At 41.7% G+C, this 23,128-nt stretch carries 18 protein-coding genes; 3 read left to right on the forward strand and 15 right to left on the reverse strand.

The window, feature by feature from the left end:
- Positions 1-3: 3 nt before the first annotated feature.
- From QUE86_RS14930 to ccoN, 8 genes are all read right to left on the reverse strand, one after another.
- Positions 4-675 carry a sulfite exporter TauE/SafE family protein gene (locus QUE86_RS14930; protein WP_250661937.1) on the reverse strand — a complete coding sequence of 224 codons (672 nt, stop codon included), beginning with the start codon at positions 673-675 and terminating at the stop codon, positions 4-6.
- A complete protein-coding gene (gene ccoS / locus QUE86_RS14935; RefSeq protein WP_058551123.1) occupies positions 668-835 on the reverse strand; it encodes a cbb3-type cytochrome oxidase assembly protein CcoS in 168 nt (55 codons plus the stop codon). Before ccoS ends, QUE86_RS14930 begins: the two co-directional genes overlap by 8 nt.
- Positions 832-3,207 carry a heavy metal translocating P-type ATPase gene (locus tag QUE86_RS14940; RefSeq protein WP_130051649.1) on the reverse strand — a complete coding sequence of 792 codons (2,376 nt, stop codon included), beginning with the start codon at positions 3,205-3,207 and terminating at the stop codon, positions 832-834. Before QUE86_RS14940 ends, ccoS begins: the two co-directional genes overlap by 4 nt.
- Positions 3,208-3,216: 9 nt before the next feature.
- The gene (locus tag QUE86_RS14945) at positions 3,217-3,708 is read right to left on the reverse strand and encodes a FixH family protein (protein ID WP_130051648.1); all 492 of its coding nucleotides are present in this window, start codon (positions 3,706-3,708) and stop codon (positions 3,217-3,219) included.
- Between the two features lie 149 nt (positions 3,709-3,857).
- Positions 3,858-4,823, reverse strand: a complete 966-nt coding sequence (ccoP, locus tag QUE86_RS14950) for a cytochrome-c oxidase, cbb3-type subunit III (RefSeq protein ID WP_130051647.1) — start codon at positions 4,821-4,823, stop codon at positions 3,858-3,860.
- Complete coding sequence (locus tag QUE86_RS14955) at positions 4,820-5,005, reverse strand: cbb3-type cytochrome oxidase subunit 3 (protein ID WP_062569269.1); 186 nt, start codon at positions 5,003-5,005, stop codon at positions 4,820-4,822. The genes ccoP and QUE86_RS14955 overlap by 4 nt, the downstream gene beginning before the upstream one ends.
- A gap of 5 nt (positions 5,006-5,010) precedes the next feature.
- Entirely contained in the window at positions 5,011-5,685 is a 675-nt protein-coding gene (ccoO, locus tag QUE86_RS14960; RefSeq protein WP_130051646.1) for a cytochrome-c oxidase, cbb3-type subunit II, read from the reverse strand.
- A 12-nt stretch (positions 5,686-5,697) separates the two neighbouring features.
- Positions 5,698-7,131, reverse strand: coding sequence for a cytochrome-c oxidase, cbb3-type subunit I (gene ccoN, locus QUE86_RS14965; RefSeq protein ID WP_130051645.1), 1,434 nt, complete (start codon positions 7,129-7,131; stop codon positions 5,698-5,700).
- Between the two features lie 345 nt (positions 7,132-7,476).
- On the opposite strand from ccoN, the gene QUE86_RS14970 reads away from it, so the two are divergent.
- The 3 genes from QUE86_RS14970 (at position 7,477) to QUE86_RS14980 (ending at position 12,573) form a co-directional block, all read left to right on the forward strand.
- Positions 7,477-7,896, forward strand: coding sequence for a hypothetical protein (locus QUE86_RS14970; protein WP_178926884.1), 420 nt, complete (start codon positions 7,477-7,479; stop codon positions 7,894-7,896).
- A 591-nt stretch (positions 7,897-8,487) separates the two neighbouring features.
- Entirely contained in the window at positions 8,488-11,079 is a 2,592-nt protein-coding gene (locus tag QUE86_RS14975) for a TonB-dependent receptor plug domain-containing protein (protein ID WP_130051643.1), read from the forward strand.
- A 108-nt stretch (positions 11,080-11,187) separates the two neighbouring features.
- Positions 11,188-12,573: a hypothetical protein gene (locus QUE86_RS14980; RefSeq protein ID WP_178926885.1), complete on the forward strand. Its 1,386-nt coding sequence runs from the start codon at positions 11,188-11,190 to the stop codon at positions 12,571-12,573.
- A 33-nt stretch (positions 12,574-12,606) separates the two neighbouring features.
- On the opposite strand, the gene QUE86_RS14985 is transcribed toward QUE86_RS14980, so the two are convergent.
- The 7 genes from QUE86_RS14985 to QUE86_RS15015 form a co-directional block, all read right to left on the reverse strand.
- Positions 12,607-12,870 carry a DUF3862 domain-containing protein gene (locus QUE86_RS14985; protein ID WP_130051641.1) on the reverse strand — a complete coding sequence of 88 codons (264 nt, stop codon included), beginning with the start codon at positions 12,868-12,870 and terminating at the stop codon, positions 12,607-12,609.
- A gap of 11 nt (positions 12,871-12,881) precedes the next feature.
- Positions 12,882-13,715: a CsiV family protein gene (locus QUE86_RS14990; RefSeq protein ID WP_130051640.1), complete on the reverse strand. Its 834-nt coding sequence runs from the start codon at positions 13,713-13,715 to the stop codon at positions 12,882-12,884.
- Positions 13,715-17,188: a transcription-repair coupling factor gene (gene mfd, locus QUE86_RS14995; RefSeq protein WP_167658828.1), complete on the reverse strand. Its 3,474-nt coding sequence runs from the start codon at positions 17,186-17,188 to the stop codon at positions 13,715-13,717. Before mfd ends, QUE86_RS14990 begins: the two co-directional genes overlap by 1 nt.
- 29 nt (positions 17,189-17,217) lie before the next feature.
- Complete coding sequence (locus QUE86_RS15000; protein WP_130051638.1) at positions 17,218-18,111, reverse strand: carbon-nitrogen hydrolase; 894 nt, start codon at positions 18,109-18,111, stop codon at positions 17,218-17,220.
- The gene (locus QUE86_RS15005; protein ID WP_286258162.1) at positions 18,104-19,162 is read right to left on the reverse strand and encodes an agmatine deiminase family protein; all 1,059 of its coding nucleotides are present in this window, start codon (positions 19,160-19,162) and stop codon (positions 18,104-18,106) included. The genes QUE86_RS15000 and QUE86_RS15005 overlap by 8 nt, the downstream gene beginning before the upstream one ends.
- Positions 19,163-19,246: 84 nt before the next feature.
- Entirely contained in the window at positions 19,247-19,840 is a 594-nt protein-coding gene (locus tag QUE86_RS15010; protein ID WP_130051636.1) for a PilZ domain-containing protein, read from the reverse strand.
- Between the two features lie 104 nt (positions 19,841-19,944).
- Positions 19,945-23,118, reverse strand: coding sequence for an efflux RND transporter permease subunit (locus tag QUE86_RS15015; RefSeq protein WP_286258163.1), 3,174 nt, complete (start codon positions 23,116-23,118; stop codon positions 19,945-19,947).
- Between the last annotated feature and the right edge of the window lie 10 nt (positions 23,119-23,128).

Genomic DNA, 23,128 nt, shown 5'->3' on the forward strand with positions numbered 1-23,128 from the left:
AGATTAATGAATTAGCTTATCGGTTGCTATAATTAATAAGTATATACCGTACCATATTATTACGCTGCCTAGAATAACCCTAATCCAAACATGGTTGAAAATAGTGTTTATTTTTTGACTGACTAGACCAATACTAATCATTGCAGGAAATGTCCCTAAGGCAAAAAATAACATTACCCCAGCACCGTGAAGGGCAGAAGGGCTGGTAAGTGCCCAAGTTAGTGCCGAATAAACTAATCCACACGGCAGCCATCCCCATAAAGCGCCATACAACAGGGCCTTTGGCGTTGTATCGACAGGTAGTAAATAACGATTCAGTTTAGATAAATGCTGCCATACTAGCGTTTTTCCTAATTTTTCTAGCCACTGTAGGGTGGGCGCTAGGCGCATGATATAAATCCCAACAAGTAGCATAAAAATACCACTTAGAAACGATAAACCAACTGAGATTGAGGTATTTTGTGCAGCGAAGCGACTACTAATACCGGCTACTAGAGCACCGGCAAGCATGTAACTGAGCGCTCTGCCAAGGTTATAAGCAACAGAAAAGCGAACTGCACGATTTTTGCTAGCGGCAAGTTGTAAACTACTGGAAATACCACCACACATAGCCAGACAGTGACCACTGCCTAACAAGCCCATTACAAATGCACTAATAAACAGCGGATCAATCATTACTTTTGTTGTGCTGCTCTTTATCGTCTTCAAACAGGATACTGTGGCCCTGTTTGTTTAAATCAGAAAATTGTTCGCTTTTTACAGCCCAAAAGAACACACCAATAGCAATTAGCACAAATAAAATGGCAATTGGGATGAGGATGTAGATGATACTCATAGTTTTAATAACCTTAATGAGTTGGTAATAACCAAAATGGAGCTTGCAGACATACCAATAACGGCCATCCAAGGAGCTACAAGTCCTAGTGCTGCAAGTGGTAAAATCGAACCATTGTAAATAAGTGATAATGCCAAGTTTTGCTTAACAATACGGCGAGTCTTCTTCGAGACAGTAAGCAAATGTTCAATGGCGGTTAGATCACTATTGAGTAATACCACATCGGCACTATTTTTGGAAATATCGGCGCCAGTTTCCATCGCAATAGATAAATGGGCACTTGCAAATACCGGGCTATCATTCACACCATCACCAACCATAGCAACAATGGCACCTTTGCTAGCCAATGCTTCAACATGGGTTTGTTTGTCACGAGGGCTACATGCTGCATGTACAGTATCTAAATTTAACTGCTTTGCAATTTGCTCACCACTGTTTGAAGCATCACCAGTTAACATATGACACTTGAGCTGCTGTGAATGCAGTTTAGTAATCAATTTTTCTGCGTTGTTACGTAAGCTATCGGCTAGGTAAAAGCGCGCAACTACTTGTTTATTGATATACAAGGTTGCTTGAGCATCTGCTTTATCAGTATCGAACCAGCCACTTTTACCTATCGCATAGTGCTGATTATTAAGTTCCGCTGTAATGCCTTTACCCGGTTCGATTGTAACATTCTCAATTGGGTTCACTGTATCGTTGAAACCAGCGAACGCATTAGCAATCGGGTGCTCAGAGAAACTTTCAAGTTGCGCTGCTAGTCGCAATGCGTCAGCTTCACTATACTGGCTGTTTACTAGTTCAACTCGCTCTATAGTGAAACGACCTTGGGTAAGGGTGCCTGTTTTATCAAAGGCAATATCGGTTAGTTGCGGTAGCGTTTCTAATACATGAGCTTGTTTAATTAAAATACCACGCTTTGTCAGGCTTGCTACTGCACACGTAAGGGCGGTAGGAATCGCTAAGCTCAGTGCGCAAGGGCAGGTTGCAACAAGCACCGAAATAGTAATCCAAAAAGCATGCTCAGGGTCTATTTGATACCAGCCAATCGCTGTAATTGACGCAAACACTAATAAACACGCTACAAACCACTGAGCCACCTTATCAGTTATTTCAACTAATCTTGGGCGTTTAGTTAAAGCTGTGTGTTGTAACTTTATAATTTGATTAAGTAAGGTATTTTGACCGATTTTGTTGATCTCAATACGGATCACACCATCGTGGTTAATAGTCCCTGCGTATACTTGATGGTTAATAAACTTATTAACTGGCTGATGCTCACCTGTCATCATGGCTTCATCAACAGTTGTTTGACCTTGTATAACGATACCGTCAGCAGGAATCGTTTCGCCTGCTTTAATTAATACAACATCACCAAGTCTTAGCTTTTTAGCCGCAATAATTGATTCTTGATTGTTTTCATCGATGATACGGGCTGTAAGGGGCAGTAACTTTTGCAAGTTAGCAGTAAACTCACTGGCTTTTAAGCGAGCTCTAAATTCTAAATATTTACCTAGTAATAATAAAAAGGTAAACATACAGATAGATTCAAAATAAACTTCGCCAACAGACATTAAAGTGGCATAACAACTTGCCCCATAAGCACCAAAAATTGCTAAAGATACGGGTAGGTCCATATTTAGCTGTTTTGCTTTTAAACCATTAATCGCATTAGTTAAGAATGGTAGGGCACTATAGAGAATTACCGGTGAAGCAAGCACAAGGCTTATCCAGCGGAAATACTGTTCGAAGTTTTCTTCCATGCCCGAGAACATGCCAAAATACATGGCAAAAGCGAACATCATTACTTGCATGGTCATTAGACCCGCAACACCTAAACGGCGGATATAGGCTTTAGCAGCTTGCTGTTTTTGACTGGCCTCAAGGTCTGCCTGAAACGGATAAGCTTTATAGCCGATTTCGTGTAATGAGGTAATAATTTGGCTAAGCGGAGTAACCGATTTATCCCATTGGATCATGGCACGGTTGGTCGATGTATTTACATCAACGCGTTTTATCGCTTTTAGATTGAGTAATTGTTTTTCGATTAACCACGCACAAGCAGCACAAGTTATGCCTTCAACCGTTAGTAGCACCTCGGATAAATTATTAGAGGCAGAAATAAACTCGTCTTGAATATCTTCGTTATCGTAACTTTTGATCAACTCGAGTTGCTCTGGAACAAGTTGTTCAACTTTACCAGAGCGTACGGTTCTAAATTTATAGTAATCGGTCATGCCTTGGGCGACGATATTTTCTGCAACCGTTTGGCAACCAATACAACACATAGGTTGTGCCTTACCGTCTATTTCGACAGTCGCATTAAAGCCTTTTGGCACACTTTCAAGACAATGAAAGCAATTATCGGACATTAGAGTTTACTACTTATATTCAGGGCTAATCGAAATTGTTTTATCAGTTGGTAAAATGATGTCTTCTTTGAGTTTCCAACTGTTATCTATTGGTTCAATAAACACTGTATATGCGCCGTCAACATGAGCGTCGAGTAGGGCTGTAAAATCGCCATGGGCGTTTTTCATTAAGCTCACATCAAAGTCATTTGCCTTAATGGTGCGGTGATAAAATGACATTTTTAAAGAGTGGACATTGCTTGCATCACCTTTAGTGAAGGTGAATGCAACTTTGTCGTTAGTAACATTTAAATCGCCATGTAAATAAAGCGCTTTTGCTTTATTAAATTTGCTGAGTTCAAGGTTAATTGCTTTACCTTTTTTATAGTAATCATCAACAACCATATCTGGGCCGTTACCAATTGCCATATAAATAAGACCAGCGCAGCCAATGATCGCTGCAAGAGGAAAAGAGATTAAAAACCATGGCCAAAAGTTTTTATACCAAGGAGTGGGTTTCATAGTACTTATACCTTTAAAAACGTTGTAAGCATTTTATCGGATTTAAAAGCAAAAGACTAAAAAAAAGCCTCTAGATAGAGGCTTTTTTGATCTTAATTAATCTATTGAATTAAATGATTAATTGTTTATACATTTTTTTAACCGCGTGGTTATTTATCTTGCGATAAGCTGTAAACGTAAGCAGTTAGTAGGTGTACTTTATCTTCACCTAAAATGTCTTTCCATGCTGGCATTACACCTGCGCGGCCATTGGTTAGTGTTTCTTCAACAGCACGTTTTGAACCACCATATAACCAGATGTTATCTGTTAGATTAGGTGCACCAAATGGTAAGTTGTGCGCAACCGAACCTTTACCGTCAGCACCGTGACACGCAGCACACATTGCAAACTTAGCAGCACCTGCAGCAGCGTCTTTTTGGTTAACTGTACGGCCTGAAAGGCTAAGTACGTGAGCAGTCATTTCTTTAATGCCTTGCTCGCCAAGCGCATCACCCCATGGTGGCATCGCAGCTACACGACCATAAAGAAGTGTTTCTTTGATTTTGTCTGGTGTGCCACCATATAACCAATCGTTATCCGTTAGGTTAGGGAAGCCTTGACCACCACGTGCATCTGAACCATGACATTGTGCACAGTTTTGTGAGAACAAACGTTGACCAATCTCAAGCGCTTTTTCATCTTTAACTAGTGTTTCAATATCTTGTTTTGCAAATGACTCAAAGATTGGGCCAAAACGCTCATCAGCGGCAATAAATTCTTGGTCTAATTGAACGTTCTCACCATTAGCTAATGCTTGTTCAGTCGCTTCTTTAGACTCAGCTAGAGAAGTAATACCTTGGTTAGAACTTGTCCATTTACCTAAACCTTCCCAGTTACCTAAACCAGGGTAGGCTGCAAGATAGTATACAGACCAAATAAATGTTGCGAAGAACATGTAAGTCCACCATTTTGGAAGTGGGTTATTTAGTTCTTCAATGCCGTCAAACTCGTGACCACAGCTTTCGCCTTCTTTAACACCTGTGTAGTTTTTCAAGTTCCACAGAAGTAGGCCGAAGATGATAGCAAGACACGCTAGGGTTAATACAATAACCCATATACTCCAAAAGCTAGTCATTTCTCAGACTCCTTTTCCTCGTTAGAGATTGTGTTGTTGTGTTTTTTTTCATCTTCAAATATGGCATTAGCAGCGTCATCAAATCGGCTTTTGCTACGCTTGCTGTATGCCCATACAACAATCACAATAAACAGTACTAAAATTACCAGAGTCAAAATGCCTCTGTATGTTCCGTAATCCATAATAATTACTTCAAGTGTGTGCCAAGCTGTTGTAAGTAAGCGATTAGAGCTTGCATTTCAGTTGCACCTTTACCATCGTTCATGGCTTCGATTTTCGCAATGTCAGCTTGTAGCTCTTCGTCACTACCATAACCTTTACCGTCGTAACGGTCGCTAGCTTTGTCAATTCCGAAGCTATCACGGAATATTTGAAGCTTTTTAAGTGTATGGGTCGTATCGACTCTGTTTTCGTCTAACCAAGGAAACGCTGGCATGTTTGACTCAGGAACCACTGCACGTGGATCCATTAAGTGAGCATGGTGCCAATCGTCTGAGTAACGCTCACCAACACGAGCTAGGTCAGGACCAGTACGTTTAGAACCCCATTGGAATGGGTGATCCCATACTGACTCACCAGCTACAGAGTAGTGACCATAACGCTCAACCTCGTCACGGAAAGGGCGAATCATTTGTGAGTGACAGTTGTAACAACCTTCACGCACGTAGATGTCACGGCCTTCCATTTCTAATGCTGTAAGAGGGCGTAGGCCATCAACAGGTTTAGTCGTATCATCTTGGAACATTAGTGGAGTAATCTCAACTAGTGCACCAAAGCTGATTGCAAAGACAGTCAAGATAGCCATAAGGCCAACGTTCTTTTCGACTATTTCGTGTTTGTTTTGTGAATTATTATTGCTCATCGTGCTACTCCATTATGCCAATTGTGCGTCAGCGTCTAGTTGAAGCGAATCTTTCTTCGCAGCAATAGTACGATAAACGTTGTAAGCCATAATTAGCATACCTGTTACGATGAATACACCGCCTAGGAAACGCATTACATAGAACGGATACGAAGCTTCTAATGACTGTACAAAGCTGTACATTAACGTACCGTCTGAGTTTACTGCACGCCACATTAGACCTTGCATAACACCTGAGATCCACATTGCTACGATGTATAAAACAACACCAACAGTGTGTAACCAGAAGTGCGTGTTAACTAGTTTAACACTGTACATACGGCCTTGTGAGAATAGTGCAGGGATTAGGTGATAGATAGCACCGATAGAAATCATTGCAACCCAACCTAGTGCACCTGAGTGTACGTGACCTACAGTCCAGTCAGTGTAGTGAGAAAGCGCGTTTACTGACTTGATAGCCATCATTGGGCCTTCGAACGTAGACATACCGTAGAAAGATAGAGAAACAACTAAGAAACGTAGTACTGGGTCAGTACGTAGTTTATGCCATGCACCTGATAACGTCATGATACCGTTGATCATACCACCCCAAGATGGAACGAATAGGATAACTGACATAACCATACCTAAGCTTTGCGTCCAATCTGGAAGCGCAGTGTAATGTAGGTGGTGAGGACCTGCCCAGATGTACAAAGAAACAAGAGCCCAGAAGTGAACTACCGATAGACGGTATGAATAAACAGGGCGGCCTGCTTGTTTTGGTACGAAGTAGTACATCATACCTAAGAAACCAGCAGTTAATAAGAAACCAACAGCGTTGTGACCGTACCACCACTGAACCATTGCATCTACAGCACCTGCGTAGATAGAGTATGATTTAGTTAGTGAAACTGGAATTGCCATGCTGTTTACAATGTGTAAAACGGCAACAGTAATGATGAAACCAGCGTAGAACCAGTTCGCAACATAGATGTGCGATACTTTACGCTTGATTAACGTACCAAAGAATACAACTGCGTAAGTCACCCAAACAACGGCGATAAGAATATCGATTGGCCATTCAAGTTCTGCGTATTCTTTAGAGCTTGTGATACCTAATGGTAAGGTAATCGCTGCTAGTACGATAACAAGTTGCCAACCCCAGAAGGTGAAGGCTGCTAGTTTATCTGAGAAAAGGCGCGTTTGACATGTACGTTGTACGACGTAATAAGACGTCGCAAAAAGTGCACTTGTACCAAATGCGAAAATTACTGCGTTCGTGTGTAACGGACGTAGTCGAGAGTAAGTTAACCATGGTGTATCAAAGTTAAGTGCTGGCCAAGCTAATTGGGCAGCAATCAGAACCCCAACACTCATGCCAACGATGCCCCAAATCACTGTCATAATAGCGAATTGGCGTACAACTTTATAATTGTACTCAGTTTGTGATGCTACTGTTTGGCTCATTTTCTGGCTTCCGCTGCAATTAATGCGTTTTAGAAATGAATTACCCACTTTATTAAAAGTGGGGCCTACTATTACTTCACAAGCGTGTTACCTAAAGCCAACTTAGAGGTGCTAGCTTCAGAAAACAAACTCGAGAAACCCTTATTTTTGCGATGGAAATGATAAAATTTTTGACCTTAAAAAGATAGGTCAATTGCATAAAATTATGACATCAATCAAATTTTAGCGCTTTGTTGGTTATTTTTTGTCAGAGTTTGTATTTTTATTAGCTTATTCCATCTAGCATGGTTGTCTTTTCGCGGGTAGCTAATTAGTATCCGCTTTTATTTTATACAGGCAAATAGAGTGCGAACTAGTTTATTCACCGTGTTCCTTTTTAGTGTATTTTTAGCTGCATGTGATAGCCAAAGTATAGAAGAGGACAGCACAAGTACAAGTTGTGAGAACAATCGTCATTGTTATTACCCAAATAATGCAGAAGCTTGGCTGAGTAACCCAGACATCAGCCCGGAAACGCCTTTCGCAATTAACCTAAAGCTGCCAAACGGGGCCAAAAATCTAGCTGCAAAACTTGAAGGTGTCACTATGTATATGGGATTCATCCCACTACAGTTTAAACGCAAAGGGCAGGTTTGGGTTGCTGACACTATGGTCGGAGCGTGTTCTGAACCTGTTATGACTTGGAAAATGACGCTTACTTATAACACTGTTGATAATCAGCCTCGTACTTTGTTTTATTATTTCGATTCAATTCAAACTCGCTAACACCAACCGCTATTTTTATTACTCACAGCTTCGAATTTCGCTGAAGCTGTGAGTAACGTCATTACCTTGTCATTTATTTATACTTTAATGCTCTTCATTAAACGTATTTTTATACGTTAGTTTCAAACTGATGGAACAAAAGTAAAAAATCATCCTCTAATTCACTGTTTAACAGGCTAACTTTGTCTATTTAGTTAATTTTAGTGAATAAGTATGGTTAGCAGTCTTACCAAGCTTTTACGGTTTTTATAACGTGGTGTGATCAACTTGTAAAAATTTCATTTGTAGCACTAATTGGGCTTTAGTTACACTTGATTACAAAGTGCGTGCAATTGATTTCAATCATGTTTTTTTTGCTACTAAAGAATCTTACCTTTCTGATATAGAAGTGTTTTTTTCTGTTAACATTGATACATCATGAAACCTTATTACCTGAAATGGGTCCGTCATTTTTGTGGTGTTTTTTATTTAATCTTCCATTCAGTTTTCGTTCAGTTAACTGGGCCTAAGTTGCCCTCCGCTGACTCGTGATTCTAATAATAACGAGCGCTACCTGATTAAAGGTAAATTTCCAACAAGTAGGGTTTTCACATGAAAAAATCAATTCTTGGTTTAGCTGTTGTTTCAGCAATCCCAATGTTTTCAAGCATGCAAGTTTTAGCTGCTGATGATGCAGCAGAGTCTATTGAAAAAATTCAAGTTACAGGTTCTCGCATTAAGCGTACCGATATGGAGACGTCTAGTCCTGTAACTTTAATCGGCGCAGATGACATCAAAGCAATGGGTGCATCAAGCATCGATGGCGTTCTACAAAAAATGACTGCAGCAAGCGGTGCGATGACTAACCCTGCTGTTAACAACGGTTCAGGCGGTAACGCACGTGTTGACCTACGTGGTTTAGGCGCACAACGTACTCTAGTACTAGTTAATGGTCGTCGTATGATCAACTCTGGTACTGGTGCAGCATCTACTGTTGACTTAAACACAATCCCAGTATCAATGATTAAGCAAGTTGAAGTACTAAAAGACGGCGCATCTGCTGTATACGGTACTGACGCGGTAGCTGGTGTTGTTAACATCATCTTAAAAGACGACTTCGAAGGTCTAGACATGAACCTTAACGGTGCTATCACTGGTGAAGGCGATGCAGACGAAACGTCTTTCGATATCACAATGGGTTCAAGCTTTGACCGTGGTAACGTTGTAATTGGTTTACAATACACTGACCGTGGCGATGCTTCTCAAGCAGACCGTGATTTCTCTGATTGTCCAATCGAAGAAGATTACGATAACGGTAGCTTCTACTGTGGTGGTTCTTCTTACACGCCTTTCGGTCACGTTTGGGCTGAAAATGCAAGCTTACAAGGTCAAGCAGACGGCGAGTGGCACGACTTCACTTCAGCAGGTGATGCTTACAACTACTCAGCAACAAGCTACCTTTACACGCCAATGCGTCGTTTAAACCTAACAGGTATCGGCCACTTTGACGTAACTGATGAAACGCGTTTAGTTTCTGAGTTCACTTACTCTAAGCGTTGGTCAACTCAACAAATGGCTCCACAGCCAGTATGGTTTGACTTCACTTATGATGCAGAAACAATGGGTGATTCACTTCTTTCTCACGGTGTAGCTGACGGTGAAGACATCTCTTACGGTCGTCGTATGACTGATGTTGGTCCTCGTGGTTATGAGCAAGTTGTTGACACAGTTCGCGCAGTAATCGGTCTTGACGGTGCATTCGACAATGGTTGGGGCTGGGATACTTCAGTAGTATTCGGTCGTAACGACTCAGTTGACCGCGCAACTAACCTACTAAACATGGGTTCAATCCAAGACGCAATCGAAGAGGGTGACTTTAACCCACTTGATCAAGCTGATTGGTCAGGTAGCAACCTTGCACAGTACAACTACACTGAAAACAATTCAGGTGGTAGCCAATTATTAGTTCTTTCTGCTGGCCTTAACGGTGAAGTAATGGAACTTCCTGCTGGTTACGTTGGTTTCGCTGCTGGTATCGAGCGTCGTGAAGAAAAAGCATGGTACGTTCCAGATTCACTAACTTCACAAGGTCTTGCAAATGACCCACGTGTTGAGCCAACTGGTGGTCGTTTTGACGTAAACGAAGCTTACGTAGAATTCGCTGTTCCACTTCTAGCTGATGCACCATTTGCACAAATGGTTGACTTAAGCGCTGCTGTTCGTGCATTCGATTACAGCACATTTGGTTCAGATGAGACTTGGAAACTTGGTCTAACTTGGCGTGTAAATGACGAACTAATGCTACGTGCTGTTCGTTCAACTGCATTCCGTGCTCCTACAGTATCTGAGCTTTACCAAGGTAAATCACCTTCATTCGAACAAGTAAACTTCCCTGGTGCACAAGACCAAGCTGAAGTAACTGTTGGTGGTAACGACCAATTAACTCCAGAGCTTGCTGATACAGTAACAGCTGGTTTCGTATACGCTCCAGAGTGGTTAGATGGTTTCTCAATGACTGTTGACTACTACGAAATTGAAATCGAAAACTCAATTTCAAGCGTAAACAACCAATACATCGTTGAAAACTGTCTTGATGCTTCTACGGGCGCATACAAGAACCAAGATACTGCACTATGTCAGTCTTCTGCAATCAACTTCAACCAAAGCACTGGTCGCATTAGCTTCAATAACCAATTACAAAACATTGGTAACGAATCTACTAAAGGTTACGACGTAAACTTCAAGTATGCATTTGAAGCTGCAGGTCTTAACTGGCGCACAGGTCTTGATGTAACTATCCTTGATGAGTACATCGTTGATTCAGGCACAAGCACAATCGATTACACAGGTCTTGTAACTTCAGGTATCGGTAGCTACGCGAAAGTTAAGTCTAACTTCACTCTTAACGCGTCTGGCGACAACTGGGATGCACAATACCAAGCACGTATGATCGACGGCTTAGACAGCTATGCATGTCTTGCTGACGATAGCGAATGTCTAGTACCAAGTGTTGGTACTGTTGTATACCACGACATCAGTGGTTCATACATCCTGAACGACACAGTGTCATTCTCTGCAGGTGTTAACAACTTATTCGATAAGCAAGCACCTTACTACTCAGGTAACAATGACTCAAACACTGACCCGTACACATACGATGTACTAGGTCGTCGTTTCTTCGCTGGTATGAACGTTAAGTTCTAATCTAGTTTGAAATGATTACTAAGGCCCAGTTTTTACTGGGCCTTTTTTATTGTCTGAAAGTATATCAACGCGTAAACTATAAGGGTACTTTTAACAAACGAGGCGATATTGCTTAAACAAGACGAAAACTTATCTTTTATTATCGAGCCTGAGCTTAAACCACGCACAGAGCAACGACTCGACCTATATTTCTCCATTCCGAATGAAATGAGTGTTAATCCACAAACACTGAGTGAAGAATCATTCTTTAATAACAATTTTAAATCGCATCTTGCGTATAACGCTAACAACATTCACTTACCCTTAGTGAGAAGTCGCTTTGTTAGTAAAAACAAAGGTGAACAGCAAGATTATCGGCAAAACTTAAACTTGTATTGTTATCAAGTTCGACTAGCACTGAATGCCGATATTAAAGACACCCTAAAACACCAAGAAGCCGAAGAGTTTTATCCTGCCGCTATCGAATTGTGCGAGCAAACCAAAGGCTTGTTGAAAAAGCTAAGGCGCTATACCCCAGATGATGAAAAGCTACTGCCGTTTTATAAAAACGCCGATAACTACTTAAGTTGGCATGTAGAGCAGTCATTTTTGAAACTACTAGATGAAGGGCCGCGCAGTAGTGATTTTGCAAAAGAGCGCAGCGAGCTTTTAGAGTTTTGTAAAGCAGAAAACAGTTACCGAGAAGAACAAGAGTATAACTCGCAATCAACACTTGAAGATGCAAATCGTATCACTAATAAAATGCGTTTATTACAACGTTTAATTGAGCATGGGGTAGTGCTTACTCGTAGCACCCGTCATTTAAACAGTTATTTAAAACGTATGGTAAAGGGTACTGTAACTGCTGTGATCATGGCATTTGTGATGTTAGTTGTATTAAATGCACGTTCAAATTTTACCGAAGTAACAGCGACGTTGATTTTGATCTTAGGTGTGATTTATGGTCTTCGTGAAATATTCAAAGAAGATATTACACGGGTGATCTGGCGAGCGATTGTTAGAGGCCGACCAAAGTGGCGCTTTCAGTTTAAAAACAGTATTACTAAAGAGAAGATCGCAAGCCAATACATTTGGCTTGAATACACAAGCTTTAAACGTATTCCGAAAGCTGTGAGAAAAATCTTTTCTAAGCGCCGGCATCAAAATAAACAGGCTGCACAGTGGCTACATTTTGCAAGTGAAACACATGTCAGTGCCAAGGCGTTTTTACCCGGATATGATACGCTTCAACAAACCATGCAATTTAGCTTGGCACCGTTTGCTCGCTACTTAAAGCGAGGCGAAGGTAAGCTCTATCATCTTGATAGCAATAAAATCTCTAAGAAAGCGGTAGAGAGGCGTTATCAATTAAATGTTGTATTAGTGTTTACCCATAGCGAAGACGAGACTTTGTATCAGCGTTACAAGATTACGTTAAATCGCAGCAAGATTGTCAATATTGAGCGGATTTACTCGCAAACTGACATTTTGAAAGAAAAGATAAATGATGAATGATGAAAAAGGGTGGCCTTGGCCACCCACTAGGGTTTATTTAGCGTCTAAACCTGTTTTGCTGTAAAGCGATACTTTGTCTGATACTAGGGTAATTTCAATGTTTTTGTCTTTGTTACCCCAAATACAGTTAGTGTGTAGTGTTTTTTCTTCACACTTATCAGCAGAGCCTAAAATAGCTTCAACTTCAGTTTTATCCATGCCAATTTCAATTTTTTCGTAGTTTTCTAGACTTACTTTTGAACAGCCAGCTAAAGTAAGTGCCGCAGCAGCTGCTGCAATTGCCATATATTTTTTCATAATTGTATCCATTAATGGTTGTAGCGTCTTATTTGCAAGATCATACCCATACGAGGGTGATCAAAATAATGTATCTCGTTACTGATCACACGTTTAAATTGTGAAAAACGTGCTTTTTCATAATCACCGTTTTCTAGACGCTGACTAATATCAAAATCTGCATTTATAAATAGGTAGTGACGAACATAAATTTTCATTAAACCGTCTAATTCCCACTCTGGCACGTTTTGTAGCTGGTCGGGAATAAAACGTTCAGTAGGATCGATCAAACTGATAAAATCGTTATTTTCATTTTCAAGTGATCTTGTGTTTTTTGCTAAGTGTTCTCCAGCAAATAAGCGGATGCTTGGTGCACTTCTTTCACTCATTTCAGGAAAACGCCATCCTGTATGCAAAATAGGAGATAAGCCCTTTTTATCAAGCTGGTCTTTTTGATCAACAAACTGTAATTGCTCTGGTGCAATTAGATATATTTCGTCAGTATCTTCACGCGGTTCAACAACGGGTGTAACAGGCAGTTGATTATAACTAGCTAAAAAATCAACACTGTCATCACACACATTAGAATGAGGGTTGGTATTGACTAAAGAGTCGGTAAACGAATCAGAGCGAAAGCGGTTATCACCTTCAATACAAGCCTGTTTCGCTTGTGCTGTGTACGCAGGAGATAATATATCTTTGCTACGCTTAGCCTTGATTTCATCGTGTTTTAGACTGAAATCTTCTTGTAAGTAGGGAGCTGGGCGCTGTTTATAAATAAGAACTTCAATTTCAAACCAACGTGTTGCATATGATGAGCTTGTAAATAAGCAACAAAGCAATATTAAACTATTTCTAAACAACATTAATGGCTAACCTTTTTCTCAAAATCTGCAATCATTGCAGTGACCATTTTTAAGCGTTCACGAGCGTTGGCTTCGCTAATTGCAAAGCGCAGTTTGTTTGCGCCATCCATTTTATACACCTGCGGTGCACTTTGTATCAAACCAATGATGAAGCTAGGGTTAACCTTTGTATGCTGGCTAAACTCAAAATAGCCACCTTTCGGGTTTGCTTCAATCTTCTTAATGCCAAGATTACTTGCTTGTAGTTTTAATTGCTGCAAACTGAATAAGTTTTTCGTAGCATCAGGCAGTAGGCCAAAACGGTCAATCAACTCTACTTGTAATTCGTCCATGTCATTGAGATTAGCACAGCTTGCAATGCGTTTATAGATACCTAATCGCGCATTTACATCATGAATATAATCATCGGGTAATAATGCAGGTAGCTTTAAGTCAACTTCAGTTTGCTGGCCAAGTAAGTTCTCTAGGGTTGGCTCTTTGCCTTCTTTTAGCGAGTTTACAGCTTGCTCAAGCATCTCCATATACAAGCTAAAGCCAATGGTTTGCATTTGACCTGATTGATCGTCACCTAGCAGCTCACCGGCACCCCTAATTTCTAAGTCGTGAGTTGCGAGCGCAAAACCTGCACCCAGGTCTTCCAGAGACTCAATCGCTTCTAATCGTTTAACGGCATCTTTACTCAGTGATTTAGGGTTACCAGTCAGGAGGTATGCATAGGCTTGATGGTGGCTGCGGCCAACACGACCACGTAATTGATGCAGCTGCGCAAGGCCAAGCTTATCTGCTCTATCCATAATAATGGTGTTTGCAGTGGGTACATCGATACCGGTTTCGATAATAGTGGTACACACAATCACGTTATATTTTTGGTGATAAAAATCACTCATAATTTGCTCAAGCTCACGCTCGCGCATTTGGCCATGTGCTGTTGTTACGCTAGCTTCAGGAACCCATTCACTTATTTCTTCAGCAACTCGGTCGATAGTTTCAACATTATTATGTAAGAAATACACCTGACCACCGCGTTTAATTTCACGCAGAATTGCTTCGCGAATAAGTTCTGCATCTCTTTGTCTAACAAAGGTTTTAACCGCTAAACGTTTCGCAGGCGGTGTGGCTATGATTGACAGGTCACGCATACCACTCATTGCCATGTTTAATGTACGTGGAATAGGGGTCGCAGTGAGTGTTAAAATATCGACATCTGCACGTAATGCTTTGATTTTCTCTTTTTGACGCACACCAAAACGGTGCTCTTCATCAACAATCAATAAACCAAGATCTTTAAATTGAATATCTTGTTGGATCAGTTTATGAGTACCAATAACAATATCTAATTTACCCTCAGCCATTTTTTCAAGCGTGTCTTTTTGCTCTTTTGTTGAGTTGAAGCGTGATAAAACGCCAACTTCAATAGGTAAATCGGCAAAACGGTCTTTAAAGTTTTCATAATGTTGCTGAGCAAGCAGTGTCGTTGGCACAAGTACAGCAACTTGCTTGTTATCATTTACGGCAACAAAAGCAGCCCGCATGGCCACTTCTGTTTTACCAAAGCCTACGTCACCACATACTAAACGATCCATTGCCTGTTTACTTTGCATATCTCCAAGCACAGATTCAATGGCATTACGTTGATCATCGGTTTCTTCAAATGGGAAGCTGTCGCTAAACTGACGGTAAGCACTGCCATCAAGCTTAAACTTATTACCTGGTTTAGCTTGGCGTTTAGCGTAAATGTCTAATAATTCTGCGGCGACATCACGAACTTTTTCAGCGGCACGTTTCTTGGCTTTTTCCCATGCATCGGAGCCCAATTTATGGAGCGGGGCAGAGGCCTCTTCGCCACCAGAATAACGGCTAAGCATATGTAACGCAGAAACAGGTACGTATAGTTTTGCCTCGTTGGCGTAGATGATCGTAACAAACTCAGTAATTACACCGGCAGCATCAATTGTTTCAAGCCCTTGGTAGCGGCCTACACCATGATCAAGGTGAACAATTGGCTGGCCTTCACGCAGTTCAGCAAGATTACGAATAAGTGCATCTTGGCTGGCTTCGTATTTATGTTTACGACGTCTACGTTGCGATACTTTAATGCCTAATAATTCTTGTTCAGTGATAATGGTTAAGCGCGGTTTACCGTCTAACACCACACTTTGTTCAAGTGGCGATACTATTAAGCCAACATCACTAGCACTATTTGTAAAATCGCTGAAAGACTCGAATTCTTTGAGCTTTAAACCACTTGGTTTTAATAGTGTCAGTAAAGATTCGCGACGTCCGTCAGATTCAACCGACAGCAGTACGCGGCCTTTTTGTTTTTTCTCACTAGCAACATAGTTAATTAAACCTTGGTAAGGCTCATGTAGCTTATGATCTATACGTACGTTTGGTAGCTCTTTACTGGCAAGGTTTGTATGGCCTGCTTTAGTGCCTAGTTTAGCTTGAGATAAACGAATACGTGCGTATTTACCAAACTCACCAAAGAGTTCATTAACGCTTTGATATAGCTTTACAGGTTCAAGTAAAGGCCTAAGTGGATCAACACGGCGGTTTTCATAGCGAACATTTACATCATGCCAAAATTGATCAGCAGCATGTTCAATATCGCCAAAATGCATAAACGTCGTATTGCTAGGTAAGTAATCGAATATAGTTGCCAATTCATCAAAGAACAGAGGCATATAATATTCTATACCGGCAGGCCATGTACCTTTGGTGACCTGCATATAAATTGAGTCTTGCTCAGAGCTTGCGCCAAATTGCTCACGATAATTGATACGAAAACGCTCAATGTCAGAGTCGTTAGTTGGAAACTCATGAGCTGGCAACAGCTCAATTTTGTCTACTTTTTCATCTGAACGCTGGCTTTCAACATCAAATAAACGAATGCTGTCTAGCTCATCATCAAAAAAGTCTAAACGGAATGGGTGAGGGCTACCCATAGGATACAAGTCAACGATAGAGCCACGGATAGCATATTCACCATGCTCCATCACTTGTTGTACATGCAAATAGCCTGCTTGTTCAAGATTTTCACGTAGAGTGTGCGTATCTAAGGTATCACCCACTTTAAAGTTAAGGGTTGATCCATAAATAAATGATGCTGGCGCTGTACGAAGCATCAAAGTTGATACAGGTACGATTAAAACACTTTGTTGTTCTTTTTTTAATGTGTTTAACGTGGCTAAGCGTGCAGAAATAATATCTTGGTGTGGTGAAAAATGATCATAAGGCAGCGTTTCCCAGTCAGGAAAGACCATGACTGGGTTTTCAGGCAATAGAAATTCTAACTCAGTTTCAAGGCGTAGGGCGCTTGGCGTATCTGGGGTGACTATCACAACCAGCTCGTTGTGTTGTTTTACACCTTCTGCGATGGCGATGCTAAGTCCGCTACCAGTAAGTTGTCCCCATTGAATTTTATCTTTCTCAGATTTTACCCAAGGCAATGCTGCCCATTGCGCAAACGCCATTTACTACTCCTTTAAACTGTTTTTACTGCTTAGTCTCGATAAATCTTAGTTAGGTCTTGATAGTGGTCGATACGACGATCACGAAGGTAAGGCCAAATTCGACGTATGTTTTCACTACGTGCTTGGTCTAATTCAACAACTAACAATTGCTCATCGCTGTTGTTAGCCTCGGCTAGAATCTCACCCTGTGGGCCCGCGATAAAAGAGTTACCCCAAAACTGAATACCTTCGCTTTGGCCGCTTGGATCACTTTCGTGGCCAACACGGTTACAGCTGATCACAGGCACGCCATTGGCAACGGCATGAGCGCGTTGTGAAATAACCCACGCGTCTTTTTGACGTGTTTGTTCGTCTTTCTCATCGCGAGGGTCCCAGCCAATCGCAGTTGGGTAAATTAAAATCTCAGCCCCCGACATTGCCATTAATCGTGCGGCTTCTGGAAACCATTGATCCCAGCACACTAATACGCCTAATTTACCAACAGACGTTTGAATGGGCTGAAAACCTAAATCACCGGGTGTGAAGTAAAATTTCTCGTAAAAGCCAGGATCATCAGGAATATGCATTTTGCGGTATTTACCGGCAATGCTGCCGTCAGTTTCAAGTACCACAGCGGTATTGTGGTAAAGACCTGTCGCACGTTTTTCGAATAATGATGACACAATCACCACATTCAACTCTTTGGCAAGTGCGCCTAAGGTATCTGTACTTGGGCCCGGAATTGTTTCTGCTAAATCAAAAACGTCTACATCTTCGGTTTGGCAAAAATATAAACTACGGTGTAGCTCTTGAAGAACAATAAGCTTAGCGCCTTGGCTTGCTGCATCGCGTATACCTGCAATCGATTTTGCCATATTGTCTTGAGCATTATCGGTGTTTGATTGCTGAACAAGAGCAACCTTTAAATGCGTTGGTTTAGTCATTGTTTGTTCCTGCTAAAAAGCCGCGCGGTAATTGCATTGTAATACAGTGTAAGCTGCCAAATTGGTGAATAATTGGCAGGCAATTAATACCAACAACAGTGTGGTCTGGGTATGCTTTGGCAACCTGACCAAGTGCAAGTTGGTCGTTTTCGTCACCATAAATTGGCACTAAAACGGTTTTATTGATGATTAAATAATTAGCGTATGTGGCAGGTAGTCGGTCACCGTCTTCATTGAATACCGCTTTTGGCCAAGGTAAGGCAATAAGCTCATAGCTTTCACCGTTAGCGGTTTTAAATGATTGCAGTTGCTTTTCCATGGCATCAAGGGCAGCAAAATGTTCATCATTTTTATCATCACACTGCACATAAACTAGGGTGTTGTTTGGTGCAAAACGTACCAGCGTATCAATATGGCTATCGGTATCATCACCAGCAAGATAACCGTGATCAACCCAAAGGAAAGAAGTAGCCCCTAGTTGCTCAACAAGCGTTTGTTCTATATCCGCTTTTGTAAGTTCTGGGTTACGATTTGGGTTTAATAAGCATTCGCTGGTTGTGAGTATCACGCCGTGTTCATTAATTTCAACGCCGCCGCCTTCAAGAACCAGCTCACTTTGCTGATAAGCATTTTTAGGATTAGCGACTTGCTTTACAAGCACTTGATTAATTTGGTTATCGAGATCACTTGCAAATTTATTGCCCCAGCCATTAAAAATAAAATCCATCACTTTTAATTGGGTTGCGTCATCAATATTCGCGCAGGTCAATGGGCCATGGTCACGTGCCCAGGTATCGTTACAAGGTGTCACCACAAAGTGAATGCGACTTGCATCGACATCAGCTTTTGCAAGTAAAGCTGCAATATGTGTTTTTAGGGCATTATCATGGGCCACGATAACAACATCTTGTTGTTGGCTAATTGCTTGGCAAAGCGCTACATACACAGGCTCAACAGCGGTTAAATTTGCTGCCCAATCAGTGTCTAGATGAGGCCAAGTGAGCATAACGGCATCTTGCTCAGCCCATTCAGGTAAAAGTCTAAATTTCATGAAGGTAATAAACAAACTAAGGTGGAGCTAGTTTAGCATTTTAGCCATAGATGTCAGCTTTTTGTGCGCGATAAAGCGCGATTTTTAACTATCTTGCGGATTGTTTTCTTGTTGACGTTTTTTTAGTTGGCGTGTTTGTGCGTGTAAGGCCGCTCGAACGACTAAATCTTGGTCAGCATCACGAATAGCAGTAAACAATAACGTGTATTGATATTTATCATCATCGCATTTTTCAATCGCCACTAATTCGGTGTAGCAATAAATAGCAGACGCCTCATGTTGTAAAAACAACTTAGTGCGAAATGTTTGACCTAATTCATAGACTTCAGATGAGGTAAGCTTAACACCACCACCGCCGTAACTGTCGCAATAGTTTGCGTTATCGTCTGGTTGCTCAGAGGCTAGGATATGACTCATGATTAAATCGATTTTACGAGACTGCGCCTGTAAAAACGCTGCTAATTCTTGTGCAACATCACCTAGATTACGTAGTGGTCGTAAGCTCGTTTGCTCAAGCTCATTTACTTCGTTGGCAAGTTTGAATAAAGCAGGAATATCGGCCTCGAGCTCAGCATTGGTTTTTGGCACAGCACTTGGTTCAACCGGGTACAAATTGACACGGTTGCTCTCGTTAATTTGAAAAAACTGCTCAAATTCGGCTAATTTTTGATTATTCATGCTGCACTCCACACATCTTTCCTTAATACTAGCGTTCGAAGCTGCAAATTGCTAGTAATCAAATAAGCAAAAAAAGGGCAAACTCATTGTTTGCCCTTCATTTTTTACAGATTACCCTCTTGGGTTTTGACATGTTCTTGTTGGTGATGGTGTGCTATTTCATCAGCAAGCTCTTGTCTTGAGCGTTTTTCAGTTAACTTACGTGCCGTTAACCAATAAAAGAACAGAGGTACAAAGAATACAGCTAAGAATGTGGCTGCCATCATACCGCCCATAACACCTGTACCAACACTATGACGGGCACCAGCGCCTGCACCAGAGCTAAGTACTAAAGGTACAACGCCTAAAATGAAAGCAAGTGAAGTCATGATGATTGGTCTAAAACGTAAACGTGCAGCCTCAAGTGCAGCAGTACTAGCGCTCCAGCCTTGTTGATGTTTCATTAAGGCGTATTCAACGATAAGAATCGCGTTTTTACTGGCAAGACCGAGTAGGGTGACAAGGCCAATTTGGAAATACACATCGTTTGTCATGCCAACCACCCAAACGGCTATTAGTGCACCAAAGGTACCAAATGGCAGGGCAAGCATTACAGACAGTGGTAATGACCAACGCTCGTAGAGGGCTGCTAAAATCAAAAACACCATGATCACTGCAAGTCCTAAGGCAATCCCTGTGGTACCCGAACTGCGTTTTTCTTGGAATGCAGAGCCCGTCCATTCGTAGGTCATATTTGGCGGTAAGACAGCTTCTGCAATACGTTCAACTTCAGCGATAGCTTGACCGGAACTGAAACCAGGTGCTGCATTACCCATTAGTTTAACTGCTGGTAAGTTGTTATAACGATTTAAGTTTTCAGGGCCACGGCTATACTCGATAGTGGTAAAGGCTGAAAGCGGCACCATAGTACCTTGGTTGTTTTTAACATAGATACGGCCAATGTCATCAGGTTTCATTCTAAATTCAGCATCTGCAGACATTAGGACTTGCCATGCGCGGCCAAATTTATTGAAGTCGTTGACGTAATAAGTACCTAAGTTACCTGCAAGGGCGGTGAACGCATCATCAATTTCTACACCCATGGCACGCGCTTGTTCTCGGTCAACATCAACACGAAGTTGCGGTGCATCAGGGCGCCAAAGAGTTTGCAGGCCGCTGATGATTGGGCTCTTTTGCGCTTCTGCTGTCATTAACTGCATCGCTTGTTGAAGTTTGTCTGGGTCACTATCACCTTTGTTTTGAATGTAAAATTCAAAACCACCAGTGTTACCTAAACCAAAGATAGCAGGTGGATTAAAGGCAAGTACGAGTGCTTCTTTAATACCCGCCGTTTTCATGAATAGCTCTTGCACAAGTGCTTTGGTATCAACTTCGCGTTCATCCCAATGCTTTTGTGTCACGAATAAAGTCGCAGCACTATTTTTGTAACCACCGCCGATAAAATCAAAGCCTGTAAACGCAACGACGTTTTCGTTAGCTGGGTTTGATTGTACTGCTTTTACAACTTGTTGCGTTACTTCCTCGGTACGCTCAAGTGATGAACCGTCAGGTAAAAAGATTGCAGAGATGTAATAACCTTGGTCTTCATCGGGTACAAGCGAGCCTGGGGTGTTTTGCCAAAGGCCAATCGTTGCAGCAATCATACCCGTCATTAAGATTACACCTAAAAGACCGCGGCGCACCATAAAACCAACAGCCCCCACATAACGGCCAGTTACCTTGGTAAACATAGCGTTAAACCATAAGAAGAAGCGGGCTGTTTGCTTGTGTTCTTGTTTTAAAATAAGTACACAAAGAGCAGGCGTCATCGTTAGGGCGACCACACCCGATAAACTCACAGCAATCGAAATAGTAATAGCGAACTGACGGAATAACTCACCTGTTAAGCCACCTAAAAACGCAATTGGCACAAACACAGAACACAGAACCAGAACGATAGCTACAACAGGGCCACTTACTTCACTCATAGCTTTGACAGCTGCGTCTCTGGCACCGAGTCCTTCTTCATGCATAATACGTTCAACGTTTTCAAGTACCACGATGGCATCATCAACAACAATACCAATCGACAACACCATGCCGAATAAGGTGAGTGAGTTAATTGAATATCCCAGCATATACATGCCGGCAAACGTGCCAAGTAGCGATACTGGCACTGCAAGAGTAGGTATTAGGGTAGCGCGCCAGTTTTGTAAGAATAAATACACCACTAAGAATACCAATACCATGGCTTCAAGCAGTGTTTTTACTACTTCACGAATTGATACTTCAACAAAACGGGTTGTGTCGTACGAAGTTAAATGTGCAAGTCCAGTAGGGAATTGGCTTTTCATTTCTTCGATAACACTATTTACTTCTTCAGCTACATCAAGAGCATTGGCACCCGGTTGCAAGAAGATACCTAATAGTACTGCTTCTTTACCGTTAATTGTCCCTTTGAAGTTATAATCTTTCGAACCTAGCTCAACGCGTGCTACGTCTTTTAAACGTAAGCTACTGCCATCGGTATTTGAACGAATAATGATATTTTCAAACTGTTCAGGCTCAGACAAACGACCTTGTGCAGTCACACTGTAAACGAGCTCTTGTGGAGATTGAGTAGTTGGTGTCGCACCAATTTTACCTGCAGCGTATTGCGAGTTTTGTACTCGGATTGCCCCTGCTATTTCTTCAACAGTAACCCCTAGCTGGCTCATTACATCTGGGCGTAGCCAAATACGCATCGCGTAATCTTTAGCACCAAAAATTTGCACACTGGTGGTGCCCGGAATACGTTTAACACGGTCAAGCACGTTCATGGTGACATAGTTTGAAGTCCATAAACTCGAGCGTGTACCGTCAGGAGAGTAAAAGGCATGCACTTGTAAAAAGCTAGAAGAGCCTTTTTGGACAACTACACCTTGGCGACGAGTTTCTTCAGGTAAACGCGCTTCAACCTGCTTTACACGGTTATTCACGTTTACAGCTGCTTGGTCCACATCAGTACCAATTTCGAAGGTTACTTCGATGGTGGTCGAGCCTGCACTCGTTGAAGTCGATGACATGTACATCATACCTTCAACACCAGTAATGGCATTTTCTATCGGTGTGGCAACCGTTTGCTCAAGTACACTGGCGGATGCACCCGGATAGGCTGCGGTCACTTGTACAACCGGAGGCGCAATTTCAGGATATTGCGCTACAGGTAAACTGCGCATCGCAGCAAGGCCCGCAAGCACAATAACAATAGATATAACAAACGCAAAAATGGGTCTGTCTATAAAGTAACGAGAAAACATAAGACTCCCT

The sequence above is a fragment of the Pseudoalteromonas apostichopi genome, from assembly GCF_030297135.1.
Classification (GTDB): domain Bacteria; phylum Pseudomonadota; class Gammaproteobacteria; order Enterobacterales; family Alteromonadaceae; genus Pseudoalteromonas; species Pseudoalteromonas apostichopi.